The sequence below is a fragment of the Aerococcus urinaehominis genome (assembly GCF_001543245.1).
Classification (GTDB): domain Bacteria; phylum Bacillota; class Bacilli; order Lactobacillales; family Aerococcaceae; genus Aerococcus; species Aerococcus urinaehominis.
In genome coordinates this window covers 1521175-1547808 of record NZ_CP014163.1, presented here as the reverse complement: position 1 = coordinate 1547808, position 26634 = coordinate 1521175, and the positions used below count along the sequence as shown (strand labels likewise).

The following is a 26634-nucleotide window of genomic DNA, read 5'->3' as shown; positions in this document are numbered from 1 at the left end:
AAATTTTCTAATCTTCCAGCGACTGACGGTTAAGGCGCCCTTCCCCATCAAAGAAGGCCCGGTAAGCCTGGTAAATTGCTGCTGTGGCGGTAATAGAGGCGGTTGCCATAATCATAAAGTAAATCATGATTTGGTACATAACTGCTGTAGTCGGTACAGCCCCAGCGAACATCATCCCTGTCATCATGCCGGGCAAGGTAACCAAGCCAACCATTTTAGTAGAATCAATGGTTGGTTGCAAGGACCCCTTGATGGCCTGGCGGATAATTTCAAAAGAAGCCTGTTTGGGATTAGCACCCAGAGCTATCCGTTCTTGAACCTGCTGGGCCTGGGCTTGGAAACCAGACCGCAAGTTGCGGAAACTCAAGCCGATAATATTCATCGCATTACCGACCAACATCCCAGTAATCGGGATCATTTGTTGAGGAATAAACTGCAGCGACCCAGAAACCAATAGGACAGCTAAGGCGGTAAAGACACCTAGAAACAAGGACAAAATAGAGATTTTAAAAGCTTGTGGCAGCCCCTGGGCCCGCTTAGAAGCATTCCAAGCGGCATTCACTGCCATCAGTACCATAATAATACCAGTCACCCAGTCGGCATCCAGTTGAAAGACGTAGGTCAAGAGGAAGCCTACCACAGTCAGTTGGATGAGCATGCGGACGGTGGCAACAGCGATTTCTTTATTTAAACCTAATTTCTCCTTGTGGGCAATGGCCATGGCAATTAAGACCAAAGAAAAAGCCACCACCAAGGACATAGGGGTTACACTTAAGGCTGGATTCATGACTTAACCTCCTTAACTTGGCCCTTGTCCAGGTAAATTTCTTGCTGGCAAAGGACCGCTTCATAATCATTGTGGGATACTAAGACCAAGGTAGTTTGGTGGCGCTTGGCATAGTCAGCCAGAAAATCCACCACTTTTTGGCTGGTTTGGGCATCTAGAGATGAAGAAATTTCATCTAACAGCAGAGCCTTAGGCGGATAAATCAGGTTGCGCACTAAGGCCAAACGCTGTTTTTCACCACCAGATAAATCATTGATGCTCTGGTCTAGGTCCAAATGGTCTAACCCTAGCGCGGACATGTAGTTGCGACATATCTCCTCATCAAAGTCATCCTGGCGCAACTGGGCCGGAAAGGCCAGGTTATCAATTAATTTTTGACCAAACAGGCTAGGATTCTGGTAACAATAAGACACCTGCTGGCGGTAATCAGTTGGCGGATAATCTCCCTGGGCCTTACCCGCAAAATAAATTTCTCCCTGACTCTTAGCAATTAAGTTGGCTAAAAGTTTAAGTAAGGTTGACTTGCCCGATCCCGACGGCCCCGCAATCCGGGTATGTTGGCCCGGCTGGATGGTCAAATTAATATCGGACAAAATCTGCCGGTCAGCCACCCGGTAGCCTAAATCTTTAGTTTCAAATAACGACATAAGTATTTCCTTTCTATCTAACTTATAATCATTCTAACATAGAAGCTAGCAGATACCGCCCAATATGCAGGCGCAATCGTTGCCAGCGACAAAAATTGCCGTTATAATGAAGACAATGAAGAAAGAGGAGGAAGGCAAGTGAAAATTACAGTAAGTGACCAAGCCCACAAGTTTGCCCAAGAAGAAATGGGTCTCGAAAAAGGCGATGCCCTACGCTTTACCAGCAAGGTTTACGGTAAAACAGCTGTCCACGAAGGCTTTTCTGTTGCCGTCTCAGTTGAAGCCCCTGATGAAGTGATCGCTTCAACCGAAAAGGATGGGGTCCTATATTACATGGACAAGCATGACGAATGGTTCTTCAACGGCTATGATTTTGCCGTTGATTATAAACCCGAAGAAGAAAGCTTTGTTTACGACTTTACCCCAGAAGCCTAGCCTGCATTAATAACTAGTAAAAAAAGTCTCCCTGAGCGCATCTTGCTCAAGGAGACTTTTTTCTTGTCATTAATCTTCAATCACAGGGACAATGGCGCAACCAGAAATATCAGGTCCAGTATGAACACCTAAAACAGGAGAAACGGGAACTGCATAATTAGCTTGGATATGTGGGAGGATGGTCGGCAATTTTTCCGACAGCGTCCGCATCTTGGCCTGGGCTGCCTTGGACCCACCTGAACTACCGACAAAATAAGTCCTGGTTTTATCGCTAACCCGGTCGACCTGGTCTAGGAGCTTGTCAATGGCCCGCTGGTCATTGTCGCGACGTGATTCTCTAAACTTGGCCACAGTGGTATAAATGCCCTCTTCGTCACAGGTAATAATGGGCTGAATTTTCAGCATAGAGCCCAGGGTGCCCATCACCTTACCAATCCGGCCCCCCTTGATTAGATAGTGGAGGGTTGAAATATGGAAGAAGATATGGCTAGGGTCCACTGAACGGGATAATTTATCACAGATGGTGTCGAAATCATCACCTTGGTCTAAATAATAGCAAGCCGCAACCATAAAAAGCCCGGCACCGATACCAATAGACTTGGTATCTAGGACAAAAGTTTCCATGTCAGCCATTTCTAGGGCCGCCAATCGCACACTATTGAAGGTACCTGATAGGGCTGATGAAATGGTTGTGGCAATCACATGCGTACACCCAGCACGCTTAAGTTCTTCAAAGGCTTGGAAAATCTTCTCCCCTGAAGGTAGGGATGTCTTAGGTGACTGGTCATCAATATCCCGGTAAAGTTGATCTAGATCTAGGTCGCCATCGTCAAATTCACGACCATCCTGGTAGGTCACTGTCAAAGGAAGCACCTTAATATGGTGGCTAGCCACTAATTCAGCTGGTACATCACTACCAGAATCTACAATAAAACCAATTTTTTCTTGTCCCATAATCTCCCTCACTTATCTTTATTCTGCTAACCTGTCCTCCGGCTCAATCAAAGAAATGATCTGTTTGGCAAACAAGAGGTTAGTCATGGTCGAACAGGCTGACCAAATTAGGTACTCATCAAAATTATCATCTTGCTCAAAAGCCGTCATGGCAGCCATAATAGCGCCATCACTCTCGCCTTGGCGGTAGGCCTTGACCCGGCTGTGGATAGTTAGTTCCTGAATTTCACAAAAACGATCATAAGCTGCTTTAGAGCCCAATTGCTTGGCTAAAAACAAGAGGGCTTTTTGAATCTCAGCAATAGAAATGACCTGCTTAAAGAGAGTAATAATAATCAAGTAGGCCACATGGCGTTTGTTATACTTTTTCTTGTCAGGCTTAGGAATAAGGCCCAGTTTGACATAATTGTTAACCATAGACGGGGTTAAGGACTGGCCACCCTCCTCACCAAATTGGAAGAGTTCCAAATACTTTTCAATCATATGGAGCAACTGTTCCATATAAATCGGCATATCGGTTAAGTCGTCCCAGCGTGGTAAGGAAAATTCTTCTAAGTCCTCAATCCAAGCCTGGAATTCCGCTTGTCTCTTCATTTTTCTTCACCTATTCTAATTCTTGAACTCATTATACCATAACAAGATGATATAATCTTAATAACTAGTTAATTTTATTTCCGCCGCCAACGCGACCATAAACTACCCTTTTTATTTGGGTGACTCTCAGCTGATTCGTAGTCTTGGTCTTGATCTAACTGGTTTTTAATGGCTTTAAAATCAGCGTCTTGGTCCCCACGCTTGAGCCGGGCCTTGAAGGTTTGCCGCATATAATCGCCCAGATACTTGGCTGACAAGTCCTCTCCCTGCTTGTCTGCTTGGGCTATGAGGGTCAAAACTTCGATATAGGACATGGCTAAAGCCGAGGTCACTACGGCTGCGGTTGTCCCTGATACCACCCCACCAGCCATGGTGCCGACTCCTGGGATTAATTTGACCACATTAGCAACCAGGGTCCGTCCCAAAAAGGTTGCTCCACCCGTGCCACCAACTGCGGCTAAAATCGATACCAATTTGGATTTTTCCATGGAGATACCAAAAACCGCAGTAATATGGGCCAGCATACCCACCTGCATGGGGACAAGAATTGAAGCATCCGCAAAAGGTATTGGGGTAAAACCTACCCCAAAACTAGAAATAATATAGCGGCGCGCCCAACGTCGCGCTAATTTAGCCTTGGCCTGGATATCGACCTGTTGGGCATTATGAAAAGCCGCCTGGCGGTCTTCAGGAATAATTTCCAGGGTCCGTGCCATTAATTCGTCCAAGCCAAAAGCTGAAATGGTATAGTCGGCTGAAATTTGGTAATCAGCTGCCATAACTGGGATCAAAGCTTGAATCGGTAGGTTTAAGTCTTTGATATAAGCCTTAAAATCATCAACTCCCTGGCCCATAGCCTGGGTCAGGACTAAAATTACCGGCATTTCTTGGGCAAGTTGCTTAATAAAATTAATTTCCAATTCTTCAATCCGGTTAGCATTGGCATTAATGCAATAATATGCACAATGCATCCAGTCACCGTCCTTAGCTAACTGGGCCAAGCATGACTTGATTTCACTGGTCACCTGGTCTTGGACAGCTTGGTCTAGCTCTAAGCCACGCGTATCATATAATACCAGGGGCACCCCTTCTTTTTCAATGCGACGTAGATGCGGCGTCACCGGTTTACCAACCCCAGTTGCCGCTAATTTTTCGCGAAAGAGGTTGTTGACCAGGGTAGACTTACCCACCCCGGTCTTCCCCACCAAAAGAATATGAAGCTTGTCCATCTTGTTAATCTCTTCAAGTGTCTTTTCCTGGATTTGGTCGGCCAGGGACACATCAAAATATTTCGCCATTTAAATCACCTATCTCCTATGCCCAGCTGGGACTATGTTATAATTTCTAAAAACGAAAGGGGCATTCCATGTCTAGCAACCAGTCCAACCATACGCATATTACAGCTTATGACGTCACTAACCAGGCCCTCAACGCGACCAGCCACGGTATTTCAGCGGCTTTGGCGATTTTGGCTACCCTAGCCCTCTACCAGCAAGCCCATACCAGCTTAGCCTATTTTGCCTACACAATTTACGGTTTGGCCATGGTGGTCCTCTTTACTGCCTCAACAGTTTACCACTGCTTCTATTTTACGCCAATTCGCAACCAGCTCCAAATATTAGACCATGCCAGTATCTTCCTCCTAATTGCCGGCACCTATACCCCTTTTTGCTTACTAGTTTTAAATTCATGGCTGGGTTGGTTAATTTTTGGCCTGGAATGGACTATCGCCCTCGTCGGTATTTATATGAAAATCCGCCATCCCAAAACCATCAAAAAATTCTCTACCTACCTCTACCTAGCCATGGGCTGGCTAGTCCTCCTGGTCATCTGGCCGATTAGCCAGCGGATAGGCTGGTCAGGGCTGGCCTGGCTTTTAGCCGGTGGCTTAACCTATAGTGCTGGCACCTACTTCTACAGCCGCCAAGCACGCCGGTATTATCATTTTATCTGGCACCTCTTTGTCTCACTAGCGGCGGCCTTTATGTACCTAGCTGTCTACCTGCATATCTAAAGGCTACATACTAGCCTTACTATAACAAATATGACAAAAAGAGACTAAAACCACTTTAAAATTCGGTCTAAAGTGATTTTAGTTTCTTTTTAATTAGCACCGGATGCGGTCAGGTTTAATGACGGCCTAAATGCTGGGTGACCCGGTTAACTGTCCGCATATGGTCGACGAAGCCCCGCTTCAATTTTAAAAACTTCTGACAATCGGTCAGCACTTCAAACAACTTGGCCCGGTTTTCAAATTCTTCCCGGGTCTTAGGTAGGTCTTGGCTCCGGTAGTCAGCGACTAAAGCATCCAATTGGGACTGCAAGCCTAAGACAGGGTTTTCAGCATGGAGCTCATCGGCAACTTGCTTAAGAAAAGCCGCCAGCATGGTCGCCTGCTGGCTCTTCATATTTAAGTTGGTCAAGCGTTCAATCATGTTATAGAGAATTTGCAGCTGCAAGTAGCGCATTTCAAAGTACTGGGCATAGTAAAGGCTAGACTGGGTCAATTGGTTGGCCTGCTCCATTTGTGATAGATCAATCCCCTGCCTCAGCTTGACATCGGCCAGGTCCACAATCCCGTAAATAGGATCCACCCCAGTCCCCTGGTCTAGGTGTTGGGCCATGGTGTAGAGAATATCCTGCATCAAAACCTCCAGTTGGTCCTTGATGTCTTCCATCTGCTTAGAAACTGATGGCTGGTAGAGGTTGACCACCATGGCAATGCCGGCACCAATAATGAGTAGTAAAAACTCATTCATCAGCCAGTCAAAGGAGGTCGTCTGTTCAATCAAGAGATGGGAGACAGAGACCGCGCAAGGCGCAATGGCCTTGTGGCTCTTGAAGTACACAGCCAAAGGATAGGTCAAAGCCAAGAATAAGGAGAAGGTCCAAATATGGTAGCCAAAAAGGTTAAAAACTAGACTGGCTACTGCTAGCGACAAGATCATAGTTAAAACCAGGTTGCCAATATAAATAAAGGTGCCTTTACTGGTGTCAGCCAGAGAGAGAATGGCAATGACACCAGCAGATACCGCATAATCTAAGCCCAAGATTTGGGCGATATAAATAGCTAAAAAAGTTGCCAGAGCATACTTACAAGTTTTTATGAAAACTGGCATATCATCACCTCCCCGCCATTATAGCAAGCTTTACCCCTTATATGCTAGCTGAGATTTGCTATAATAGTGAAAAGCCTGTGAAAGGATGATTGTAATGGCCGCATATTTTGATAACAAGGCTGTTTTATTCCAGCATAATACCCTGGGTGCCCTAATGGAAGGGCTCTTTGCCGGCACCCTATCTATGAAAGAACTACTTGAATTTGGTAATTTGGGCATCGGTACCCTAGATGATTTCGATGGCGAATTGATTATCCTAGACGGCATCGGCTACCAATGCCGGACCAATGGCGATGTCATCAAATTGTCTGGTGACGAACTCGTCCCCTATGCGGCCGTAGCTGATTTTGATCTAGGCAAGGCCAAACACATGCAGACCAGCTCAGTGCTCAGTGATAAAACCATCAAGCTGATCTTACCAGAAATGTTTGCCTCTAAAAATCTTTTTCACGCTGTCATGATTAAGGGCACCTTTACCGATGTCACTGTCCGGGCCGTACCCAAGCAAGACCGGCCCTACCCCCGCTTAATTGAAGCCTCGCAAAATCAAGCGCTTTTTTCTGAAGCAACCACCCAAGGCACGGTCATGGGCTTCTATACACCAGAAATTTTTGCTAATGTGGCTGCCCCGGGCTTCCACCTCCATTTTATTTCTGATGACCGCCAGTTTGGTGGCCACCTGTTTGACTTCAACCTAACTGATGGCGAGATCTTCTGGCAACACCAAGATGCCTTCCTGCAAAACTTCCCCACTCAAGACAGTGACTTTCTCGACCAGGATATCAGCCTAGCTAATTTAAGTGATGAAATTGCTGAAGCCGAAGAATAGGCCAAAACTACGCCTAATAAAGACTAAGAATTCCTTATTAGCTAATATTGTGGTAAACTATTAGTAGCCATTTGAACTGTAAAAAATAAAAAGTAAAGGAGTTAATGCATGATTTTTAAAGTAACTTACCAAGAATCAAAAGTTGAAGTACCACGACGCGAGGCAACTCAGACCCTCTACATGGAAGCAGAGAGCGAAAGAGAAGTGCGCCAAGCCATTGAACAAAATACCCCCTACAATGTCGAGTACATTCAAATTCTAGAAGGTGACCACTTGGCTTATGAACAAAGTCGAGAATATTATCAGTTAACGGAGTTTGATAATTAGTGAAAGCTAATATTAAAAATAACGAAGTAGGCGTTTTCGCCCTAGGGGGACTTGGCGAAATCGGGAAGAATATGTACGTGGTTCAATTCCAAGATGAAATCATTGTCTTGGACTGCGGGGTTAAATTCCCAGAAGAAGACCTACTTGGTATTGACTACGTGATTAATGACTATACTTACCTCGTTGAAAACCAGGATAAAATCAAGGGGCTCTTTATTTCTCACGGTCATGAGGACCATATTGGTGGGATTCCCTTCTTCCTCAAGCAAATCAATGTGCCGATCTATGCTGGCAAGCTAGCCATGGCCTTGATTCGTAACAAGTTAGACGAGCACGGCCTCTTAAGGGATGCTGAACTACACGAAATTGACGATGATTCCATCATTAAATTCCGCAAGACTTCAGTCTCCTTCTACCTAACCGCCCACTCCATTCCAGAAGCCATGGGTATTGTGGTTAAAACGCCACCAGGAAACATTGTCTTCACTGGTGATTACAAGTTTGACTTTACTCCAGTTGGTCGTCCAGCTGATATTCATAAAATGGCTAAGTTAGGTGCTGAAGGCGTCCTCTGTATGATGGGTGACTCGACTAACGCTGAAATCCCGGAATTTACTAAGTCCGAACAGGTAGTTGGCGACTCCTTAAGAAATATTATGGCTGACATTGATGGGCGGATTATTTTCGCCAGCTTTGCCTCTAATATTTCCCGTCTGACCCAGGCCATTGAAGTCGCCTTGGAACAAGACCGTAAAATTGCTGTTTTTGGTCGGTCAATGGAAGCGGCTATCCGCAATGCCCGTGAATTAGGCTACCTATCTATACCAGACGCTAGTCTGATTGAAGGTAACCAGGTCAACCAATATCCAGCCAATGAAGTCATGATTATGTGTACCGGTTCTCAAGGTGAACCTATGGCTGCCCTGAGCCGGATTGCTAACGGGACCCACCGGCAAATTTCTATCCAACCTGAGGATACCGTTATCTTCTCATCTTCACCAATTCCTGGTAACACCGTATCAGTTAACCGGGTCATCAACCAACTCTTAGAGGCTGGTGCCAAGGTCATCCATGGTAAGGTTAATAATATCCATACCTCTGGCCACGGTGGCCAACAGGAACAGAAATTAATGCTGTCCCTACTCAAACCGAAATTCTTTATGCCAGTCCACGGTGAATACCGGATGCTATCGATTCAAGCCGGTCTGGCCCACGATATGGGCATGGCAAAAGACAATACCTTTGTCATGGATTCCGGTGATGTTTTAGCCTTGACCAAAGACACTGCTCGCCGTGCCGGTTCTGTCCAAGCTGGCGATGTCTATGTTGATGGCAAGGGTATCGGTGATATCGGTAATATTGTCCTGAACGACCGCCGCAACCTGTCAGAAGATGGCCTAGTTGTTGTGGTTGTCACCATCGACTTTAGCCGCAATGAACTCCTAGCTGGCCCTGATATTGTCTCACGTGGCTTTATCTACATGCGAGAATCAGGCGACCTCATCCAGGATGCCCAAAAGGTGATCATGACCAATGTCATCGGCCACCTCAATTCTGGCAAACCGGTTGATGCCCACATGCTACGGGAATCTATGCAGAATGCCCTTAGACCCTTCCTCTACAAGCGGACTAAGCGCCATCCAATGATTATGCCTGTTGTTATGAGTGTTTAACATATAAACAAGAAAGACTGAAGTTATGATGAAACTTCAGTCTTTTTTTGACTCTTTGTCAAATCGTGTTGGTGATATTAAAGATCGAAGTTTTAACTTCGGTCTTTTTTATTTTTCAGGTTTTTGCTACAATCATTTTGAGCCATGTGAATTCTCCTTTTTAGTTTTGTGTGACAACTTAATTATAAAGAATTCACTAGTTTTTTATGATTCTAAATAAAAAAGGTGTCAGTGAGTTTGTACTCACCAACACCAAAAAGTATAGAACCATTTATTTTAGTCAGTTTAACAGACATTAATATATACAACTATAAAAGACCAAATAAGTTGTCCTAATGAACTAACTTATTTGGTCTTTTATGCAACCATTATATCTATTTCACTAGATCATGCTGGAAGGCATAGATAGTCGCCTGAGTTCGGTCCTCAACCTCTAGCTTAGCCAGTATATTAGAAACATGGGTCTTAACCGTCTTTAAACTGATAAAGAGGTCTTGAGCGATTTCCTGGTTGGTTTTCCCCTGGGCAACTAAGAGTAGAACCTCTAGCTCCCGCTTGGTCAGGTCATCATGCTTGGTTTTTTCCTGCTTTTTAAATTGATCGGTCCGGATTTTATCCGACACCTTGTCCGTCAAGACTTCCTCGCCTTGGTCGACCTGGCGGATGGCCTGGGCGATTTCCTGGGCTGACGAGGTTTTTAACAGGTAACCTGCCGCCCCAGCCTCTAAAGCTGGATAAAGCATATCATCATCTAAAAATGAAGTGACCATCAAAATTTTCGCCTGGGGCCAGTCCGCCAATATTTTTTTGGTGGCAGTAATACCGTCCATCTGGTCCATGACCACATCCATCAAAATGACATCTGGCTGGTAGCTCATGGCTAAATCATAGCCCTCCTGGCCGTTGCTGGCTTCTGCCACTACCTGCATATCGGCTTGGATATTAATAAAACTTGCCACGCCCAAGCGTACCATCTCGTGGTCATCAACAATTAACACATCAATCATGGTTGTCTGCTTCCTCCTCTATCTTTAAATAGGCTGGTAGTTTAATGACCACCTGGGTACCTCGGCCCAGTTGACTATTAAAGTTAACCCGGCCTCCTAAATCCTGGATTCTTTGCTTAATATTATTTAGACCATAGCCCGCTAGATGGTCATCCTGGCTATCAAAACCTTGGCCATCATCAGAAAAGCGGAGAACAATTCCCTGGTCATAAAACAAGGCACAGTGAATATGGCTAGCCTGGGCATGACGGAGACTATTGGTCAATAGTTCTTGAACCACGCGGAAGAGCTGGTCTTCAATTTCAGCTGGCAGGCTAATATCCGCCAAATCGGTGGTTAAACTGATGGCCAACTTGCCATCTAATTCATTAAACAGGCGCTTAATACCCTGGACCAGGCTATGATTCTGCAGGGATACCGGCCGTAAACGTAATAAGAGCGCCCGCATTTCGGCTTGGGCCTGGGCGACCATCTCATTTACCTTGGCTACTAACTGGCCCTCAGCCTGGTCACTGGGAATCATCTGGTCCAGAGTAGATAAGAGCATGGCCATAGCAAATAACTGCTGGGAGACCGAATCATGGAGCTCCCGGCCGATTCTTTGTCGTTCAGCCTGAATGGTTGCAGCCACCAGGTCCGCCTGATCACCCCTGAACTGGTCCCCACTAGCTGGTCGGCTATGCTTGGCTTGGTCGCTTAACTCTGCCAATAGTGCCTGGATTTTAGGGCCGTAGTAAACCTGGTCTTGGCCATCTAGCTGGTCAGCATAATCATAGTGATGATCAAGTAAAAATTTTAATTTTTTAGTCAGCTGACGCTCCCCCTGGAATAATAACAGGTACTGGATTAAGCCTCCAACTAAGCCCAGGGCTAGAATTGTCGCTAGCAACCTTGTTCCAGTTAGGATAAGTTGCCAGGGCGTCAGGCCAGTTAAGGCAAGCAGTTGGTCGGGTAAAACTAGGGCTAAAACGACCACCAGCAATAAACAATTCACAGCCACCAAGCGTAACAAACGTCGCCAAATCATAAGTCCACCACCTCGCATTTACCCAAGATCTGGGTCACAACAACTTGGACTGGCCGAGTTTGATTACTATTAGCCTGGCCGAGATACAACACCTGGTATTGGTTATTTATAAAATACTGCTGGTCTTGGTAGACCAAGTCGCCACTCAAAGCTTGGTAACGGCAGACCAGCTCAACCCCATCCGGGACAACAATTTTCAACCGGCCAAATAAGCAAATAATTTGTACCTGGTCTTGGCTTTGATCAATAAATATGGAAGCCAAGTCTACAAAATTGGGACCAAAAACACTAAAGTACTGGTAGCCACTCGTCAAAAATCGGGGCTGGCTAGCTTGGTTGGCTAATTCAGCCGGCCAATGTAGCCAAGCTTGTGTCTCAACTGCATCCTGGTCAGGCGCCCGGCCCTGCCTGTAGCTAACCAGAAAAAAGGCTAGGCCAGCCACTAAAGAGAAGGCCAGGGCCAGCCCCCAGCGGCTAACCAATAATAAACTCACCGCCAAGCCCAACCAGGCTAGATTAACCAAGCGGATTTGGTAACGATAGCGGTGACGGTTGGCCGGCCAGCAAGCTGCTAGCGCGAGGCTGGCTAAGGCCAGGGCAAAAAACACAGCTGCTAGCCAGTTAGATTGTAATGAAAATAAGAGACTAGCAAGCATGACACACAGGCCAATTAGTAGCAATAACCTAAACATAGCTGGACCTCCTAGCAAAAAAGGGCCGGCAAACCTGCCTAAGCCCTCTAAGTCTTATAGTTGGGCAACGCCCGTAATTTTAACTGAGAAAGAACCGCCTGGTGATTCAATTTCAACTTCTTCCCCCAATTTGTGACCAATTAAGGCTTGAGCAATTGGTGAATCATTAGAAATTTTACCATCTAGGGGGCTAGCTTCAGCCTTACCTACGATAGAATAAGTTTCCTCTTCACCATCAGGCAATTCTGTAAAGCTGACCTTTTTACCCAAGCTCACCACATCAGCGGCAACATCATCTGGGTCAATGATTTCAGCATAACGAATCATTTGTTCTAGTTTAGAAATTTGACCTTCTAAAATGGCCTGCTCATTCTTGGCTGCCTCATACTCTGAGTTTTCAGAAAGGTCACCATATGAACGGGCAATTTTAATTCGCTCAACAATTTCTTTACGGTCAACTGATTTTAATTGGTCCAGCTCAGCTTGTAACTTTGCCTTGCCTTCCTCAGTCATTGGATATGTTTTTTCATCCATTTACTAACATTCTCCTAACAATCATAAAATATAGGGTTAAGATTAGCACCCTTTGGCTAAATATTCAAGTAATATTCCCTCTCGGTTCACTAACAACTATTTTTCGGCAGAATTACCTAATAAAATCGCAGATAGCTTAGTTTGTAAGAGGTCAATGGCCACAGTATTGCTGCCACCTTCAGGGATAATAATATCGGCATAACGTTTGGTTGGCTCGATAAATTGTTCATGCATAGGCTTAACTACAGATAGGTATTGGTCAATAACTGATTCCAGGGTCCGGCCCCGTTCCTCCATATCGCGCACAATCCGCCGTAAAATACGGACATCAGCGTCTGTTTCCACAAAAACCTTAATATCCATTAAATCACGCAACTCAGGATCATCCAATACTAAAATGCCCTCAATAATAATGATTTCTTTAGGCTCTAAATGCACGGTTTGGTCAGACCGGGTATGCTGGCTGTAGTCATAAACAGGCATATCAATGGCATGGCCAGCCATTAATTGACGCACATGGTCTTTTAAAAGTTCCATATCAAAGGCCTTGGGATGGTCATAATTGGTCTTAATCCGTTCTGACATCGGCTTATCACTCTGGTCCTTATAGTAGGCATCTTGCTCAATATAAACCAAAGAAAGGTTGTCGAAGTGGGACATCAATTGTTTCGTGACACTTGTCTTACCAGATCCAGAACCACCAGTTACACCAATAATAATTTGTTCAGCCATGCTATTACCTCATTTCTATACATAAAGAAAGAATGAGCAGGTATCCACTCATTCTCAAAACATTGTTATCATGATAGCGCATCAGTCAATATTTGACAAGACTAATCCCTGGATTTTTCCTTTCTTTTCTCGATCAAGTGATCATCAGCTTAAAGGTCAGCATTTTCCTCAGAAACATACTGGTCTACAAGTTTACTATGGCTTTCATAGTCTTTCGAATAGTAAACCTTACCTGTCTTTAGATCGGCAACAAAATATAGGTCGTCACTTGGAATTGGATTAAGGGCCGCTTCAATGGCCTCTTCCCCCGGATTATTAAAAGGACCTGGGCCCAAGCCAGTATTTTGATAAAGATTGTAAGGTGAATCCGTTTCTGTATCCTCAATGGTCACATAAGCTGAATGGGTTTGGTTGGCATAGAGGACCGAAATATCTGACTGGATGGGCATATCAATTTCCAAACGGTTGAGGAAGACCCCTGCAATCCGTTCCCGGTTTTCCAAGTCTGGTGCCTCAGCCTCAATAAGTGAAGCCAAGGTTAATACCTCATGGAAACTTAGCTTGCTCTTGGCCAAATCATCAGCATACTTAAGGCGGACTTGGTCGGTCCGGTCAATCATGGTTAGCACAATATCAGCCAGGTCTTGGTCCGGTGTTAGATTATAAGTAGCTGGGAAAAGATAGCCCTCTAAACGGTGGCGGACCTGGTCTTGGTTAGCAACCTCAGCCAGTAGTTCTGGATAAGCTGCCTTGGCTTGGCTAAAGAACTGGTCGTCATCTAAAAAGGCTAGGACCTCATCTTCACTTTTACCCGTGTATTTAGCTAAAATACTCGCAACCTGGTCAAGGGTGGTCCCTTCCGGTATGGTTAATTGGTTAGCCGAATGATTATCTTGGTCGCCAGCAACCAACTTTTGGGCAGCTGGACGAAAACCGGCACCAGTCCTAAAAGTATATTGGCCTGACTGGTAATTATCCAGGCCAGTTAACCGCATATAGCGGGCAAACATAGGCCCGTCAGCGACAACATCAGCCTGAGCTAAAATCTGGCCAATTTCTTGGCTGGAAGCACCATCAGGAATGGTTACGGAAACTTCTTTGCCCTGAGTGAAGGGATTACCAGCTAAAACATAATAACCACCAGCACCTAAGCCAGCTAAAAGGGCCACTACCAGGAAGCTAATAAAAAACTTGCCAAAACCAGCCAAACGGTTATGGCGGCGTAAGCCTTTGCTTGAGTAATTAGTCGTAAATTCACTTTCAATATGGGTCAACGTATCGTGGTTATCTTTAGGATTCTTCTTAGAAAATCGGGCCATGCCATCGCTCCTTTATTTAAACTTATACTCTATTATAGCTAAAAAAGCCTAGCGACAAAAGAACAAGATGGTCAACCAGTATTAAGTTATGGTTACAAGATAGCAAAAAGCCTGGAGCATAAGCCCCGGGCTTTCGCTATTATAGGTATACAAACAGCCGGGGCTCACACCCTTAGTTGGACCCCAGCAGGCATGTCGCCACTTCAGAAATCTGACACAATAGCTTTCAGCTATTGGTCTGCTTCCTTCCAATGGCCATGCCTGAACGCCGCGTCTCGCACCCTGTTTTTCTATTCTTCCTCTTCCACAAAGGTATTGAGGACTTCTTCTACCATATCCCACTCTTCATCCGTTTCAATAGGTAATAATTGACCAGACATTTCATCTTCATCTTCGATATAAGCAAAAGCAGACACTTCAACTGCCTCATCCTCACCAGCGCCAGCCGGATAAACCACTACATAAGATTTATCATGGTCATCAGAATGGAAGGTCAAGAGAATCTCATAAAGCTGCTCATTACCTGCTTCATCAACAATGGTAATATGCTCATGTTCGTGGTCATGAGCATGATTGTGGTCGTGGTTATGGTCATGTTCGTGGTCGTGTGTGTGTTGGCTCATCTTATTCTCCTTTAATCGTAAGACTGGCTTAAAGCTGACTGTCCAAGAAAGTTTGCAGAATTAGGACCGCAGCTAGTTTATCGATTACTTTTTTTCTTTTTTGCCGGCTGACATCCCCCGCTTCAATTAAGAAGCGCTCAGCCTGGGCCGTGGTCAGGCGCTCATCCTGGTAGGCCACTGGTAGCTTAAATTGGTCAGCCACCATGTCACCATAGGCACGCGAGGCCTCAGCACGTGGACCCTCGCTATTATTCATGTTTTTTGGCAGGCCGATAACAACCTTTTCCACCTGGTATTCCTTAATGATTTCCCCCAGGCGGTCCAAACCAAATATTTCTTTTTCCTCATCAATGGGGATAATTTCCAAACCTTGGGCTGTCCAACCGAAAGGATCGCTGTAGGCGACCCCAACCGTCTTGGACCCCACATCTAAACCTAAATAGCGCATTAGTCTTGGTCGCCTTGGCCCATGTAAGCGCGAATCAATTCTTCAAGAATTTCATCACGTTCATGGTAGCGAATCACATTACGCGCTTCGTTGTGACGGGGAATATAGGCAGGGTCTCCGGATAGGAGGTAACCTACTATTTGATTGATGGGGTTATAACCTTTTTCTTCTAGGGCGTGATAGACAATATCTAGCGATTCTTTAATGTCTTTTTCAGGTTCATTCCCGAAACGAAATAGCATAGTCTCATCTTTTACAGTCATTTTGACACCTCCATAGTATCCTCATTTTACCCAAAATATAGGAAAAGAACAACTATTTGGCCAAAATCTCCTTAACTTGATTTAAGGCATCTGGAATACCAGCAGGATTTTTACCCCCAGCTTGGGCCATATCAGGACGACCACCACCGCCACCACCGATGGCAGGGGCCACTTGCTTGATCAAGTCGCCAGCCTTAAAGCCTCGGTCTTGGGCAGCTGGTTTAAGTGCTACTAGTAGGCTGGCCTTACCATCAGCATCACCGGCCAGTACCAAGACATCAGATACATCTTGTTGCTTCCAAACATCTGACATTTGTCTCAAGTCATTCATAGCATGGTTAGCCAGGTGACCAGTAATCACTCTCAGACCAGCAATCTCTTGGACCTCATTAAAGAGGTTCTTAGCCTCATTAGCATTAGCTTGGTCGCGTAACTTATTCAATTCCTGGACGACTTGCTGGTGGTCTTGGGCTTGTTTTTCAACCCTTGGCATAATTTCGTTAAAATGCTTCACCTTAAAGTGGCTAGCTAGGCCAGTCAAAATATTTTCTTGTTGGCTATAGACATCCAAGGCAGCTAGAGAAGTGACCGCTTCAATCCGGCGAATACCAGCTCCAATACCTGATTCTGACAAGATTTTAAAGAGACCAATTTCCGCTGTATTGGCCACATGGGTACCCCCACATAGCTCAATTGACCAGCCATCAATATTAACCACCCGGACCTCATGGCCATATTTCTCACCGAAGAGGGCCATGGCGCCCATTTCCTTAGCCTTATCAATAGTCGTTTCAATGGTGGCAACTGGCAAGGCTGCCGCAATTTTTTCGTTAACCAAGCGTTCCATATCCTTCAGTTCTTGGTCAGTCACTTGACCAAAGTGAGAGAAGTCAAAACGTAAATGATTAGGTGCTACCAGAGAACCAGCCTGGTTGGCATGCTTACCGAGAATATCTTTGAGGGCTTTGTGGAGCAAGTGGGTCGCGGTATGGTTACGCATAATGGCGTGGCGACGCTTTTTATCAACCACTAGTTTAACTTCTTGATTTAATTGAAGACCCTCGACTAGTTCAACTTCATGCAGATGCTGGCCGTTAGGGGCCTGGCGGGTGTCAACAATGCGTCCCAGTAATTCACCTGCAGGACTTTGTAACTCACCAGTGTCACCGATCTGACCACCCATTTCCGCATAGCATGGCGTTTTAGAGGTAATCACATAAGCAACCTGGTCAGCTTGAGCCTGGTCAGTTTGCTGGCCATCAACCACCATGGCTACAACCTGGCCTTGATCACTTAAGTTGTGATAGCCAGTAAACTCACTAGGGGCATCAATGGTTGATAGGACATCATTTTGGACTGCCATACCCGAATCTTGTTTCCGTGCTTGCCGAGCCCGCTCTTGTTGGGCCTTCATCTCTTGGTCAAAGCCTGCCAAGTCTACCGTCATGCCAGCCTCTTCCAGGTATTCTTGGGTTAATTCCAGTGGGAAGCCATAAGTATCATAAAGCTTAAAGGCTTGGCTACCCGCCAATTGCGTCTGGTTGTCTGCTTTCAGGTCAGCGATTTGTCCTTGTAAGAGACTCTCACCCTCTTCAATAGTTTCCATAAAGCGGGCTTCTTCATTACCGATGACATTTTGAATAAAATCTTGGTCCTGCTTAATTTGCGGATAGAAATCCGCCATCATCTCAGCTACAACCGGTACCAGTTCAGTTAAGAAAGCCCGGTTAATGCCCAAGCGACGACCATGCATAATCGCCCGGCGGATTAAGCGACGCAAGATATAGCCGCGTCCCTCATTAGATGGTAGGGCCCGGTCAGCAATGGCAAAGGATACCGCCCGCACATGGTCAGCGATTACCTTAAATGAGGTATCAAAAGCCGGATTTTCCCCATATTGGTGGTCGGTCATGCTGGCAATCTTTTCGATAATTGGCATGAAGAGGTCTGTTTCAAAGTTTGTTGGGGTATCCTGGATAACCGAAACCATCCGTTCTAAGCCCATGCCCGTATCAATATTTTTTTGCTTCAAGGGCACATACTGGCCATCTGGCATATGGTTAAATTGAGAGAAGACGATATTCCAAATTTCTAAGTAACGTTCATTTTCGCCACCTGGATACATCTCAGGATCATCATCAGATAAGTCTTGGTAGGCCGGGCCCCGGTCATAGAAAATCTCAGTACATGGGCCACATGGGCCTGCACCTAAATCCCAGAAGTTATCTGCTAAGGCGATAAAGTGGTCATCACTCATACCGGTCACTTCCCGCCATTTTTCCAAAGTAGCAGTATCTTCAGGATAGTAGGTCATATACAGTTTTTCTGGTTCAAAGGCAAAATAATCAGCACCAGTTAATAATTCCCAGGCCCAAGTGATGGCTTCATCCTTGAAGTAATCGCCAATTGAGAAGTTCCCCATCATTTCAAAGAGGGTATGGTGGCGGGCAGTTACCCCCACATTTTCAATATCATTGGTACGAATCGATTTTTGCACATTGGTAATTCGCGGATTCTCAGGTGTCTTAACCCCTTCAAAGTAAGGTTTAAGGGTGGCTACTCCGGAGTTAATCCATAACAAGCTCGGGTCATCGACTGGGATGAGAGAAGCTGACGGCTCAACACTGTGTCCCTTGTCTTGCCAGAAATCAAGCCACATGTGGCGGACATCATTAGCTGATAATTTTTTCATTTTCTTCCTCCTAAATAAAAAAAGCCCTGCCTACAAATAAGGGCGCTAGTACGCGGTACCACCTTACTTGTAATGACAGGACACCATTACATCTCATTAGCTGGATAACGGCCAGGACCGGGTGTCTTTCGACACATCGCTTATAGGGGCTAGCATCTTAACCAGTGAACACTTACACTATCTGTTCTCGCTAAAGGGGTTAAAATATGGTCTCCCGCAGATTTTTTTATTAAAAATACTCCTAAAGTATAAGGATTTACTGGCTAAAAGTCAAGACCCGTCTAGAAATCATAAGGGGTTAAGCCTGCCATGCCAATCAGCGGATCCACTTGCCCAGCCCGAACCAAATCAGGCGTTAAACGGCCGGAATCGCGATCCTCTTGATTTTCAGGCTGGCCTGCCGTTGAATTCGAAGCAGTCGCTTGGTCATCTGCTTCTGAATTAGTTTCAGCCTGGTCAGCTTGCGCCTGGTCTGCCGCTTGACTAGCTTCAGACACGACTAGCTCACTAGCGTCCATCAAAATCAAATCATAAAGTAGCGTCAGACGTTGACCGCCTACGCTTTGGATGGCTTGTATCCAAGCTGACTTTTCCCCGCACATAATCAGTGACTGCTTGGCCCGAGTTATCGCAGTATAAACTAGGTTACGTTTAAGCATACGTGAATACTGGTTAACCATGGGTAGAATCACAATAGGAAACTCTGACCCCTGGGCCTTGTGAATAGAGGTACAATAGGCCAGGGTTAATTCCTTGAAATCATCTCGGCTATAGGTGACTTCAAGGTCATCAAAGGCCACCACCATTTCATCGGTTTTAGAAGCTACTTCATTAGCAAAAAAGATTGAGACAATTTGACCCAGGTCACCATTAAATATATTTTTTTCTGCCTGGTTTTTTAGCTGCAGGACCTTGTCCCCTACCCGGAAAACCTGGTCAAAGTGGACCAGTTCCCGGCGGTTGCCCCCTTCATTGGGGTTAAGGGTGGCTTGCAAGCAAGCATTCAACTTATCAATACCAGCTAAACCCTTATACATGGGGGCTAAAACTTGAATATCCTGCAGGTCGTAGCCCTTCTCTTGGGCACGCTTGGCAATTTTAGCTACAGTTTTCGCCATCTGGCCGCTAGATAATTCAAAGTAAGACCGGTCAGCTTGCTGCTTGGTTAAGTCAGGCGGCACAATCCCTTCTTTAATTTGATGAGCCAAATTGACAATGGTGGACTGGTCATCCTGCCGGTAGATTTCATCTAATTCCCGACCGGGACACTTGCCTGAGCGAATTAAGTCTGATAAAACCTGGCCAGGACCTACTGATGGCAGCTGGTCCTTGTCCCCAACTAAGATAATCTGCATGTAAGGCGGGACCGCCGCCAGCAATTGGTGGGCCAGCCAGGTATCCACCATGGACATTTCATCAATAATTAACAGGTCTGCCTGGAGTTGGACGGTGCCAGCTTCAAGATCTTGGTCACCGTAATCCAGGTCATCAGAGGTCAAGCCCAGTAAGCGGTGGATGGTAGAAGCTGGTAAGCCAGTTGTCTCCTGCATGCGCTTGGCAGCTCGACCAGTGGGCGCCGCCATGGCAATTGGGAAACCACCTGGTTCATAATCATCGGGGTCCAGGGCCAAATCATGAATTTTAGCAAAAATCTTAACAATCCCATTTAGTACCGTGGTTTTCCCCGTCCCTGGCCCCCCAGTTAGGATAAAGAATTTGTTGGTCAAGGCTTCTTTTATGGCTGCTTTTTGGGCCAGACCATAGGAAATACCTAGTTCTTCCTCTACCGCTAGAATCTCCTGGTCATAGTCCACCTGGCCATTATCTGCTAAATCCGCTAAGTCTGTTGACCGCTTAATCCGGTCCAAAGACTTGGCAATGCCCACCTCGGCATAGAAAAGACTGGGCAGAGCGATAGCCGTATCAACAGCGATTAACTTGCCTTGGTCACACAAGTCTGACAGCGTATCGGCTAAGACCTGGCCGGTTAGCCCTCCTGGCTGGGCCTGGCTGAGTAGGTCCATGGTTAGTCCCAAAAGCTGGTCCCGGTCGATATAAGTATTACCAGACTGGTAGCAGACCTGGTTCAAGATAAAATAGAAGCCCCCAGCCAAACGCACTGGCGCATCTAGGGGGAAATCCAGGCGTTGGGCCAACTGGTCAGCCTTTTGAAAGCCAAAACCTTGCAGGTCCTCGATTAAGCAATAAGGATTGGCCTGGATAACCTCTAAGGTATCCTGCTGGTAGAGACCGTAAATCCGACTAGATAAGTTGGCGGAAAAGCCCAATTCAGCTAATTTAATAAAGACTTGCTGGTCACCCTGCTGACTTTTTAACCGCTCTAAAATCATCAGTCGCTTACTCTCCGATAAGCCCTTGACCCCCTTCAACTGGTCAGGATCATTAATGATGCTTTCAATGGCATGGTCACCCATGTGGTCAACAATACGACTAGCCAAGACCTTACCGATACCAGGAAATTCTTCCGAAGAAAAATAACGAATCAGCCCTTCTTTAGAAGCAATTTGTACCTGGTCGTAGCCGGTCACCTGGAACTGGACCCCATACTTGCTGTGGTCAACCAAGCGGCCATAAAACTTATAGGTCGATCCCTGCTGGATGGTAACAAAATTACCGGTCACCACAATTTTTTTCTCCGAATACATGGTATTAGTCTCATCAATATCGATGGCCATGACCCGGTAGTAGTTATTTAAATTTTCAAAATAAACGGCGGTAATTTCGCCAATCATATAATCTTGATCATTTACTGTCACAAGCCTGGCCTCCCTTATTCATACCTGCCATTATACTAAAAAAAGAGCCAACCGGAAAGGTTAGCCCTATTGTGATTAAGCATACTGCATTTCTTGGTCGCCACTAAAGGCCTTGTCGATGGTTCCCCCACCCAAGCAAACTGGGCTGTCATAGAAAACCACAGCTTGACCAGGGGTAATGGCCCGCACTGGCTGGGCAAAGGTCACCTTGGCCTGGCCGTCAGCTAAGATATCCACATGAACGGGAACATCTTTTTGCCGGTAGCGAAACTTGGCTGTACAGTCAAAGGACTGGTCGTCAAAGTCATCATCAACAAAGGATAGATCAGAGGCTAAGAGATAGTCACTATACAGATTAGGATGGTGGTAGCCTTGGCCCACGTAGAGGACGTTCTTAGTCTGGTCCTTACCAATAGCAAACCAGGGTTCATTAGCATCCGTATCCTTGACACCGCCAATTCCCAGTCCCTTACGCTGGCCAATCGTATAATACATGAGGCCGGCATGCTGACCCATTTCTTTACCATCTAAGGTCAACATAGGTCCCGGTTGGGCCGGTAGGTAGTTAGACAGGAATTCCTTGAAATTCTTTTCACCAATAAAGCAGATACCGGTGGAATCCTTTTTCTTGGCGGTAGCCAAACCTGCCTCCGCGGCAATTTGCCGTACTTGAGGCTTTTCTAGGTGGCCTAACGGAAAGAGGACCCGCTTTAGTTGGTCCTGGCTCAATTGGTTTAAGAAATAGGTCTGGTCCTTATTGTCATCAGCCCCCCGTAAGAGCCGAACCTTACCATCAGGATCACGTTCTAGCTGGGCATAGTGGCCGGTTGCCACATAGTCAGCGCCTAACTCTAGGGCATAATCCAAGAAGGCCTTAAATTTAATTTCCTTGTTACACATAACATCGGGATTTGGCGTCCGGTCACGTTTATATTCATCCAAGAAATAAGTAAAGACCTTGTCCCAGTATTCTTTTTCAAAGTTAACAGAATAGTAAGGAATGCCAATCTGGTCGGCAACAGCCTTAACATCAGCATAGTCTTCCTCTGCAGAACAAAAGCCATTTTCATCGGTATCATCCCAGTTTTTCATGAAAATACCAATGACATCATAGCCCTGGTTTTTAAGCAGGAGGGCTGTCACTGAGGAGTCTACCCCACCACTCATGCCAACAACAACTTTAATATTTGACTTATCTTCCATAACATCACCATCTTTCTGACAAAAATTTACGATTGAAGGTCGTAGTTTTTGTTATGTAAGATATACCCGGCCATTATACGCGCTTTTCCAGCTTTTGACAAGGCAGATACTTACTAAAAGAAAGTATCAGTCGCTAGTCTACTTGGACCAATACCCCGTTTTCAACTAAGAAATCAAAGATATAATCAACCTGCTTGGCCAAATCGACCATAAGATCATTTTGGTAAACATTAACAGCCTTTAACCCCGCCTTGTTGGTGGTAGCTAGCTGCAATTTATCCACATCTTTACCCACAGTAATTTTTAAAATAACTGCCTGGGCTGACTTAAAATCAGCTTGAACCAAGCGCTCATACTGATAATTGCCCGCCTTAGAAGCGGAAAAGCTATTATCCCTTAGGGTATAAGCCTTACAATTTGGGGCAACAGCGAAGCTGCGCCCACTCCCTTTTAAGCTGGCTGTTTTTGCTAGAGCCATATTATCTTCCTCACATTTCTAACATTTTATTAATTAATTGGTCAATCTCCTGGTAGCTAGTCATATGACTAAAGGAAATTCGTAAACTTTCAGTAATTCGGTCACTTTCCTGACCAAACATGGAAACCAGGGTCGGACTGGGCTGGAGCGAGCCAGCTGAACAAGCTGATCCCGCCGACAAATAAAATTCAGCCAAGTCAAATTTAATCAAGGCAATTTCACTCTTGTGGCCAGGCCAATAGATATTTAAAACATGGGGCAGTTCAACTTGGTCGGGACCGTTAATTTCAAACTCTAAGCCTGCTGCCTTGGCCTGGTCAATAAAGTATTGGCGTCGGTCTGCTGTTGCCTGGTAAATCCCCTGGCTATCTGCCTGCATATCGCCAATGGCCTGGCCCAAGCCCTTAATTAAAGGTAAACTTTCCGTCCCTGCCCGCAGACCCATTTCCTGGTTGCCTCCATGCAAATAAGGCTTAAAGTTTTGCTTAGCCTGGCGATAATACATAAAGCCAATGCCCTTAGGCCCATAAATCTTGTGAGCGGACATGGACAAGGCATCAATATGCATGGCTCCAACATCTATTTCGATATTCATATAAGCCTGGACAGTATCCGTATGAAAGAAGAGGTCGTAGGTCTGACAGAAATCACCAATGGCCTTTAAATCTTGCACACTCCCAACTTCATTTTGACCAGCAATGATTGACACCATAATAGTATCCGGTCTGATGGCCGCCTCTAATTCAGCTAGGCTGATATGCCCGCTACTATCCAAGTCTAAATAGGTGACCTCAAAGCCCTGGTCTGCCAAGTAAGCCAAACTTTTAGCCACACTAGGATGTTCAGCAGCAGTCGAAATAATATGTTTACCTTGGTCAGCCAGTCGATAGGCCGTCTGAATAAGGGCTGAATTATTGGCTTCAGTCCCGCTAGATACAAAGATAATATCTTGGGGACTGGCATTAAGACTACTAGCAATCTGCCGGCGCACCTGGTCAATTTCCTGGTTGGCAGCCCGGCCCAAAGCATAGGTAGCCGAGGGATTACCAAAATCCTCTGCCCAACTCTTGGCCATAGTTGCTTGAACATTTTCAGATACGGGCGTCGTTGCTGCATAGTCAAAATAAGCCATTTGATAAAATCCTTTCTATTTTAGCGCACTATCAGGAAATTCCTTTTCTGGGAAGAGATAAGCCAGAACGGCTGTAGTCACCCGCACACCTGGCCCTTGGGCAGGATAAACATGCATCATCATCATCGGGTTAAAATTAGCCTCAATCAAACCATAGTTAACCTGGTCTGGTTGACTATTAGCTGGTTGCTCTAGGTCATCAATCATGATATCCAAGCCAGTAATCTGAACATCAAGGGCCCTAGCCATCTCTTCAGCAATTTGTTTATAAGTTGGATGGATACGGTCAGTGACGTCTACTGAGTCGCCACCAGTAGAGATATTAGAGTTATCACGGAGGTAAACCCGGTCGCCTGCAGGAATCACCGAATCAAAGTCATACCCCTGCTGGTTGAGGGTAATAGCTTCTAAATTACCTAATTGAATAAATTCTAAGGGTGTCCGGTGGTCGTGACCTCTAAGAGGGGATTGGTTTTTCTCTGCAACCAATTGACGCACACTTGATTGGCCATCACCGACCACATTGGCTGGAATCCGCAGTAAGACTGCCAAGCACTTACCATCTAAGACAAAAAATCGGTATTCAGTACCCGGTAAATAATCCTCTAGCATGACGCTGGTGTCCTCTTTAAATGCTTCCTCTAAGGCTGGTAGCAATTGGTCAGCTCGGGCCCCTTGCTTGAAGACGGAAATGCCAATTCCCATATTAGTAGACTTCGGCTTAACCACTATCGGTCGGTCTTCATAAAGAGCAATCGCCGCCTTAGCCGCCTCTAACGACTGATAGGCGTCCGAATGGGGCACAGGAAAACCCGCCTCAGCTAGAATCTGCTTGGTTACTTCCTTATTTTCTAGCAAGTAATGGGTGACATAGCTATCTTTGCTGGTAATATTACCATTTTTCACATATTCAATATGGTCAGCTAATTTAAAACGTACGAGCTGGTCATCGCGGTCCATAATTTCAAAGCGAATGCCATACTGAATGGCGTCGGCCAAGATAATTTGCGTTGATAGCTCCATATCAGCAAAGCCACCCAATTCATAAGGACGAGCGAGCGCATCTTGGTGGGCTACCTTGGCTAAGTCTAAGCCCGATTGCAGCCATGCTTCGACATCTGGGTACTTGGCCACAATTTGCGCAGCTGGGGTGAGCTGGTGGTCTTCGAAACGCGCTAAAACGCGCTCTAGCTGATCCTTAATCTGGTCAGGAGCTGCAATAGCCGCTAACATCTGGCGCATACCTTGGGCAATAGCTAAGCCTTCTTCCTTGAGGGCCGTTTCTTGCCGAGGGTCTTCTTCCGCAACTTGGGTTTTTAAATCAATGCCCAGCTTAACAGCATCCATATCCGGATCCTCATCCAGCCACACTAAATAAAGGATAAAGTAGGCCATGAAGGCAATATCACTTTCGCTTAGGCCATAAGCTTGGTCACCCTGAATATCCATATTCCTAAATTCTAAGTAGCGGATACCCTTTTCCAATAAATCCTGGGCCTGGTTAGCCCCCCGCAGACGCACATTAGAATAGAATTCTTTTTCAGCATAGAGGCGGCCGTCAGCCACATTGGCTGCTAGCGTTTCTGCATAGTCTATTAGGTTATCATAATTAAAATCAACATCAGCTTTGTTAATATAGCCCAAGTGCGAATTGCGCAAAGACCGTGCTGGTCGGTCAAAACGGTCACTTGCTTGCTGGTAGAATGAATCGTGGGCATAAGGAGACGCCCCGAAGAGATAAATTACCACCCATTGATAGCGTAAGAATTTACGGGCCAAGGCCAGGTAAAATTCTGATTTAAAGGACTTATAGTCCCTTGCTTGGTCAGGATCCTGAGCTTGATAGTAGGCATGAATAAAGTCATCGTTTAATTCAAAATTAAAATGGATCCCAGAAATCATCTGTAACTTTTTACCATAGGCCCCTACTAGGTATTCCCGGTAGTCAACTGCCTCCGGATCATCGAGGGCAGCTACCCTAATTTGGTCATCAGCCGGCAGGACGGGTGGCATAGAATAAGGCCAGATCATCTCATCATTGTCTAGCGCTCTATTAGTCACCTCATGGATGGCGCGCAACCAGTCCATCACAACTTGGTGGTTATTAGTAATTGGCGGCGTCACTAATTCCAGCTGCGACTCAGCAAAATCTCGCTGGATATAAACATTTTGGCTGGACCCATCCACTCTTGGGGGATGAGGCGTTTGCGCCAAACTACCATCAGGATTAATCCGATGGCCTTCCTTTTCTACACCAATTGAGTATTGTTGGAAGAGCTGGCTCATTTTCGCATCAGTGATAAATTTTTGTAATTGGTTCATTGCAGTCCTCTCCATCCTTA

26 protein-coding genes are annotated in these 26634 nt (G+C 45.7%); 5 read left to right on the top strand and 21 right to left on the bottom strand.

Annotated elements, in window-relative coordinates; all coding sequences use genetic code 11:
- Positions 1-7: 7 nt before the first annotated feature.
- Both AWM75_RS07295 and AWM75_RS07290 read right to left on the bottom strand, forming a co-directional pair.
- Entirely contained in the window at positions 8-787 is a 780-nt protein-coding gene (locus AWM75_RS07295; RefSeq protein WP_067980200.1) for an ABC transporter permease, read from the bottom strand.
- Complete coding sequence (locus AWM75_RS07290; protein WP_067980198.1) at positions 784-1434, bottom strand: ABC transporter ATP-binding protein; 651 nt, start codon at positions 1432-1434, stop codon at positions 784-786. The genes AWM75_RS07295 and AWM75_RS07290 overlap by 4 nt, the downstream gene beginning before the upstream one ends.
- A 138-nt stretch (positions 1435-1572) precedes the next feature.
- Between AWM75_RS07290 and AWM75_RS07285 the strand changes: the two genes are divergently transcribed.
- Positions 1573-1869: a HesB/YadR/YfhF family protein gene (locus AWM75_RS07285; RefSeq protein ID WP_067980195.1), complete on the top strand. Its 297-nt coding sequence runs from the start codon at positions 1573-1575 to the stop codon at positions 1867-1869.
- Positions 1870-1938: 69 nt separating this feature from the next.
- Here AWM75_RS07285 and AWM75_RS07280 read toward each other — a convergent pair whose 3' ends face one another.
- From AWM75_RS07280 to AWM75_RS07270, 3 genes are all read right to left on the bottom strand, one after another.
- The gene (locus tag AWM75_RS07280) at positions 1939-2823 is read right to left on the bottom strand and encodes a DegV family protein (protein ID WP_067980191.1); all 885 of its coding nucleotides are present in this window, start codon (positions 2821-2823) and stop codon (positions 1939-1941) included.
- Between the two features lie 18 nt (positions 2824-2841).
- The gene (locus tag AWM75_RS07275; RefSeq protein ID WP_067980189.1) at positions 2842-3417 is read right to left on the bottom strand and encodes a DUF1836 domain-containing protein; all 576 of its coding nucleotides are present in this window, start codon (positions 3415-3417) and stop codon (positions 2842-2844) included.
- Positions 3418-3491: 74 nt separating this feature from the next.
- Positions 3492-4715 (bottom strand): YcjF family protein, encoded by a 1224-nt coding sequence (locus AWM75_RS07270; protein ID WP_074572528.1) that lies wholly within the window; start codon positions 4713-4715, stop codon positions 3492-3494.
- A 68-nt stretch (positions 4716-4783) separates the two neighbouring features.
- Here AWM75_RS07270 and trhA point away from each other — a divergent pair, with 68 nt between their 5' ends.
- The gene (gene trhA / locus AWM75_RS07265; protein WP_067980185.1) at positions 4784-5431 is read left to right on the top strand and encodes a PAQR family membrane homeostasis protein TrhA; all 648 of its coding nucleotides are present in this window, start codon (positions 4784-4786) and stop codon (positions 5429-5431) included.
- A 115-nt stretch (positions 5432-5546) separates the two neighbouring features.
- Here the strand turns inward: trhA and AWM75_RS07260 are convergent, their stop codons facing one another.
- On the bottom strand, positions 5547-6536 hold the full coding sequence (locus AWM75_RS07260) for an aromatic acid exporter family protein (protein WP_074572530.1): 990 nt from the start codon (positions 6534-6536) through the stop codon (positions 5547-5549).
- A 94-nt stretch (positions 6537-6630) separates the two neighbouring features.
- Between AWM75_RS07260 and budA the strand changes: the two genes are divergently transcribed.
- The 3 genes from budA (at position 6631) to rnjA (ending at position 9365) form a co-directional block, all read left to right on the top strand.
- Complete coding sequence (gene budA / locus AWM75_RS07255; RefSeq protein WP_067980182.1) at positions 6631-7365, top strand: acetolactate decarboxylase; 735 nt, start codon at positions 6631-6633, stop codon at positions 7363-7365.
- A 108-nt stretch (positions 7366-7473) separates the two neighbouring features.
- Positions 7474-7692 (top strand): DNA-directed RNA polymerase subunit epsilon, encoded by a 219-nt coding sequence (locus AWM75_RS07250; protein ID WP_067980178.1) that lies wholly within the window; start codon positions 7474-7476, stop codon positions 7690-7692.
- Positions 7692-9365 carry a ribonuclease J1 gene (gene rnjA, locus AWM75_RS07245; RefSeq protein WP_067980176.1) on the top strand — a complete coding sequence of 558 codons (1674 nt, stop codon included), beginning with the start codon at positions 7692-7694 and terminating at the stop codon, positions 9363-9365. The genes AWM75_RS07250 and rnjA overlap by 1 nt, the downstream gene beginning before the upstream one ends.
- A 374-nt stretch (positions 9366-9739) precedes the next feature.
- On the opposite strand, the gene AWM75_RS07240 is transcribed toward rnjA, so the two are convergent.
- From AWM75_RS07240 to gshAB, 15 genes are all read right to left on the bottom strand, one after another.
- On the bottom strand, positions 9740-10372 hold the full coding sequence (locus AWM75_RS07240; protein WP_067980173.1) for a response regulator transcription factor: 633 nt from the start codon (positions 10370-10372) through the stop codon (positions 9740-9742).
- Positions 10365-11399 carry a sensor histidine kinase gene (locus AWM75_RS07235; protein WP_067980170.1) on the bottom strand — a complete coding sequence of 345 codons (1035 nt, stop codon included), beginning with the start codon at positions 11397-11399 and terminating at the stop codon, positions 10365-10367. Before AWM75_RS07235 ends, AWM75_RS07240 begins: the two co-directional genes overlap by 8 nt.
- A complete protein-coding gene (locus tag AWM75_RS07230; protein WP_067980167.1) occupies positions 11396-12091 on the bottom strand; it encodes a LiaF domain-containing protein in 696 nt (231 codons plus the stop codon). The genes AWM75_RS07235 and AWM75_RS07230 overlap by 4 nt, the downstream gene beginning before the upstream one ends.
- Before the next feature lie 54 nt (positions 12092-12145).
- Complete coding sequence (greA, locus tag AWM75_RS07225) at positions 12146-12625, bottom strand: transcription elongation factor GreA (RefSeq protein WP_067980164.1); 480 nt, start codon at positions 12623-12625, stop codon at positions 12146-12148.
- Positions 12626-12721: 96 nt separating this feature from the next.
- Complete coding sequence (gene udk / locus AWM75_RS07220) at positions 12722-13357, bottom strand: uridine kinase (RefSeq protein WP_067980160.1); 636 nt, start codon at positions 13355-13357, stop codon at positions 12722-12724.
- Between the two features lie 149 nt (positions 13358-13506).
- Positions 13507-14676, bottom strand: a complete 1170-nt coding sequence (gene mltG / locus AWM75_RS07215; protein ID WP_067980157.1) for an endolytic transglycosylase MltG — start codon at positions 14674-14676, stop codon at positions 13507-13509.
- A gap of 290 nt (positions 14677-14966) precedes the next feature.
- The gene (locus tag AWM75_RS07210; RefSeq protein ID WP_067980154.1) at positions 14967-15299 is read right to left on the bottom strand and encodes a DUF1292 domain-containing protein; all 333 of its coding nucleotides are present in this window, start codon (positions 15297-15299) and stop codon (positions 14967-14969) included.
- A gap of 28 nt (positions 15300-15327) precedes the next feature.
- Complete coding sequence (ruvX, locus tag AWM75_RS07205) at positions 15328-15747, bottom strand: Holliday junction resolvase RuvX (RefSeq protein WP_067980151.1); 420 nt, start codon at positions 15745-15747, stop codon at positions 15328-15330.
- Complete coding sequence (locus AWM75_RS07200; RefSeq protein WP_067980148.1) at positions 15747-16010, bottom strand: IreB family regulatory phosphoprotein; 264 nt, start codon at positions 16008-16010, stop codon at positions 15747-15749. The genes ruvX and AWM75_RS07200 overlap by 1 nt, the downstream gene beginning before the upstream one ends.
- Before the next feature lie 52 nt (positions 16011-16062).
- On the bottom strand, positions 16063-18702 hold the full coding sequence (alaS, locus tag AWM75_RS07195) for an alanine--tRNA ligase (protein ID WP_067980146.1): 2640 nt from the start codon (positions 18700-18702) through the stop codon (positions 16063-16065).
- Between the two features lie 281 nt (positions 18703-18983).
- Positions 18984-21479 (bottom strand): SF1B family DNA helicase RecD2, encoded by a 2496-nt coding sequence (recD2, locus tag AWM75_RS07190; protein WP_234946616.1) that lies wholly within the window; start codon positions 21477-21479, stop codon positions 18984-18986.
- A gap of 75 nt (positions 21480-21554) precedes the next feature.
- The gene (gene mnmA, locus AWM75_RS07185; protein WP_067980141.1) at positions 21555-22682 is read right to left on the bottom strand and encodes a tRNA 2-thiouridine(34) synthase MnmA; all 1128 of its coding nucleotides are present in this window, start codon (positions 22680-22682) and stop codon (positions 21555-21557) included.
- Between the two features lie 133 nt (positions 22683-22815).
- Positions 22816-23160, bottom strand: a complete 345-nt coding sequence (locus AWM75_RS07180) for a hypothetical protein (protein WP_067980136.1) — start codon at positions 23158-23160, stop codon at positions 22816-22818.
- 10 nt (positions 23161-23170) lie between these two features.
- The gene (locus AWM75_RS07175; RefSeq protein WP_067980132.1) at positions 23171-24292 is read right to left on the bottom strand and encodes a cysteine desulfurase family protein; all 1122 of its coding nucleotides are present in this window, start codon (positions 24290-24292) and stop codon (positions 23171-23173) included.
- A 15-nt stretch (positions 24293-24307) separates the two neighbouring features.
- Positions 24308-26614, bottom strand: a complete 2307-nt coding sequence (gene gshAB, locus AWM75_RS07170) for a bifunctional glutamate--cysteine ligase GshA/glutathione synthetase GshB (RefSeq protein ID WP_067980129.1) — start codon at positions 26612-26614, stop codon at positions 24308-24310.
- Between the last annotated feature and the right edge of the window lie 20 nt (positions 26615-26634).